General features: G+C 65.4%; 1 protein-coding gene. It reads right to left on the bottom strand.

The genetic code is table 11. The annotated features are described in order from the left end of the window. Position 1: 1 nt before the first annotated feature. Positions 2 to 1,243 (bottom strand): arginine deiminase, encoded by a 1,242-nt coding sequence (gene arcA, locus GPK42_RS08885; RefSeq protein ID WP_006234281.1) that lies wholly within the window; start codon positions 1,241 to 1,243, stop codon positions 2 to 4. Positions 1,244 to 1,267 lie beyond the last annotated feature (24 nt).

The raw sequence follows: 1,267 nt of genomic DNA, 5'->3' as shown, positions 1-1,267 counted from the left end.
CTTAGAGGTCCTCGCGCCAGAAGGGCATGCTCATGCAGCGCGGGCCGCCGCGGCCGCGGGAGAGCTCGGCGGAGGGCACGACGAGAAGGTCCAGGCCCTCCTTGTACAGCACGTCGTTGGTGACGGTGTTGCGGGCGTAGACGCAGATCTTGCCGGGCTCGACGCACAGGGTGTTGGAGCCGTCGTTCCACTGCTCGCGGGAGGCCGCGATCGGGTCGCCGCCGCCGCAGGGGATCAGCTTGACCTGGTCGACGCCGGTGGCGTCCTCCAGGACGTGCTCGAGGGTGTCCTCGATCAGGCGGATGTTCACGTCGCCCGGGTTCTTGCCGGCGGTCAGCTCGTAGACGCGCAGGGTGCCCATGATGGCGGGGTGGATCGTGAACTTATCGACGTCGATCTGGGTGAAGACCGTGTCGAGGTGCATGAAGGCGCGCGAGACCGGGATGTCGAAGGCCAGGATGCGCTCGACCTTGGAGTCGGAGTTCCAGAAGATGTTCTGGGCCATGACGTCGATCGCGGCGGCCTGGGTGCGCTGGGAGATGCCGACGGCGAGGGTCTTCTCGTTGATGTTCAGCACGTCGCCGCCCTCGGTGTGGAACTGGCAGTCGCGGCGGAAGTACAGCGAGACGTCCTTGTAGTCGGGGTGGTACTTGAAGACGTACTTGCCGTACAGGGTCTCGCGGTTGCGGGTGACCGAGTACATGCGGTTGAGGTTGACGCCCTCGCCGACGACCGCGAACGGGTCGCGGGTGAAGTAGAGGTTGGGCATCGGGTCGATGATCAGGTCGGACTCGGACTCGGAGTTGACCAGGGAGTCGAGGGTCGTGGAGGCCGTGAGGGGCATGTCGATCTCGGACTTGGTCATGCCGGCCATGGTCTTCTTGACGAACTCGAGGTTGTCCTCGATGGAGTCCAGCTTCTCGCGGACGATCTGCGGCATGTGCTGGCCGCGGATGCCGGCCTCGGCGATGTACTGGTCGGTGAACTCGGCGCGGGCGCCGGGGACCTGGTCGAACACCTCGGCGACGAGGTTCTCGAGATAGAGGACCTCCACGCCCTGGTCCCTCAGGATCTGGGCGAAGGTGTCGTGCTCCTGCTGCGCGACCTCCAGGAACGGGACGTCGTCGAACAGGAGTCGCTCGAGCTCGTCGGGCGGCAGGTTGAGGAGCTCGTCGCCGGGACGGTGCAGGCAGACCTTCCTGAGCTTGCCGATCTCGGAAGGCACGTGCAGACCTTTCGTCATGGCCTCCTACCTTTCTTTCGGGCC

The organism is Collinsella aerofaciens, from assembly GCF_018785265.1.
In the GTDB taxonomy this organism is placed as follows: domain Bacteria; phylum Actinomycetota; class Coriobacteriia; order Coriobacteriales; family Coriobacteriaceae; genus Collinsella; species Collinsella aerofaciens_AI.
This window is presented reverse-complemented; position numbering and strand designations above follow the sequence as displayed.

Excerpts from the sequence above, each read along its gene's own strand:
- arcA (WP_006234281.1), bottom strand. The coding sequence starts at position 1,243 with ATGACGAAAGGTCTGCACGTGCCTTCCGAGATCGGCAAGCTCAGGAAG.